At 66.2% G+C, this 1,551-nt stretch carries 1 protein-coding gene and 1 pseudogene; both read right to left on the minus strand.

Annotated features, from left to right (window positions below; translation table 11 throughout):
• Positions 1–122: 122 nt before the first annotated feature.
• Complete coding sequence (locus TU34_RS22065) at positions 123–1,097, minus strand: NAD-dependent epimerase/dehydratase family protein (protein ID WP_045825085.1); 975 nt, start codon at positions 1,095–1,097, stop codon at positions 123–125.
• Positions 1,098–1,171: 74 nt separating this feature from the next.
• Positions 1,172–1,551 (minus strand): annotated as a pseudogene (locus TU34_RS22070) (HNH endonuclease); the annotation flags it as partial.

Here is a 1,551-nt window from a genome sequence, read left to right on the forward strand (position 1 = left end):
ACCTACGGAGTGCCTCCCAGTTCGGAAAAATGTTGACTTCAGCAATCACCATTATCCCTGCTGGACAGGCACTTCCGTCATTTCACACGCCGAACGACCTCAACTCTCGTGAACAATCCGGGCTAGGCAGCGTCGAGCAGCGCTCGGAGTTCGATCTCCTCGTCGTCGGTGAGCCCAGCCGGTCGGGCGCCCGCTCGCTGGTGCTCGTATCGCAATGCTGCGGCGAGTGTCTCGCGCAGTGGCCTCGACTCGAATCCTCGACTACGGGCGAGGTCGAAGTTCAGCGTCGCCACGAAGCGCATATCGGGATCGGGAACCCACAGGGGTAACGATCGCTTCCCCGCCCAAGGGGCGACTCCCTGCGCGAGCAGGGCATCGTCGGCGACCGACCGAACCCGGGCCGGCGAACCGACGATCACCCGACAGGTTGCGAACACCTCCGCGAGATCGGTGGTGCGACCCGCCACGTTGAAGATTCCGCGGTCGGAGCGCGATGCGCAGAGAAGTAGCCACTCCGACAGATCGTCGACGTCGACGAGAGCTGTGGGGAAAGTGCCGTCGGGGACCAGGACATCCGCGCCTGTGGGGTTCGCGAACCGCCATGGGTAATAGCCGGACCGACCCGACTGGTCCCCGAACCCGCCGATCAGTGCGGGACGGACGATGGTCGACGACTCGCCCGCGTCGGCGTAAATCTGCTCGCACGCGGCCTTTGCGGCGCCGTAGTCGTCGAGGCTCGTAATCATTCCGCTCGCCAGGGGTCGGTGAATGGGTGCCGACTCGGATCGGTCCGGCACGTTCGACTGCGCGTACACACTGCTCGACGAGACATAGTTCCGATGCCGCGCTCGGACGTCTCGCACCGCTCGTCTGGCGTGCACCGGTTGTGAGATGAGGTCGATGACGGCATCCCACATACGGTTCGAGACCGCTGACAACCCGTCGTCCCGGTCGCGGTCGGCGCCGACGAAGCGAACACCGGGGTGCGGTGGTCGTGTGCCTCGGGCCAAGCAGGTGACGTCGTGGCCACGATGCTGGGCGCGGGCGGCCAGTGCGCGCCCGAGGAATCCGGTTCCACCGAGGACGAGCAGCTCCATCTCTCGACTGTTACAGCGCGTACGTCTCGCTGACCAGCACTTACGCGCAGAGCGAAGCGATCACCGGCTGTGGTCTAGGCGGCGTCGAGCAGCGCTCGGAGCTGCCGTTCGATGAGGCTGACGGGTTCGTCGTGGTGACCCGGGGGCGCCGGGGCTCGGGAGACGTGGGCGTGCCCGGTGGGTGTGGTGACGGTCGCCGTGTGCCGGGTGGTGTCGGTGTGATCAGCGGTGGTCATTCGCCAACCCGGGTTCTGTTTGGCCCGGTTGTGCGCCAGGCACATGCCGCCACCGTTCGATGCCGAGGTGTCACCACCCCGGGCATGGGGATCGGCGTGGTCGTACTCGGCGATCGGTGCATCGCAGTACGGGATGCGGCACGACTCGTCGCGCAGGTCGAGGAAGTGCTTGAGCCCGCTCGGGAACAGCCTCGCGGTGGAATCCATCGCCACCAGGG

The organism is Williamsia herbipolensis, from assembly GCF_000964005.1.
Lineage (GTDB): Bacteria > Actinomycetota > Actinomycetes > Mycobacteriales > Mycobacteriaceae > Williamsia_A > Williamsia_A herbipolensis.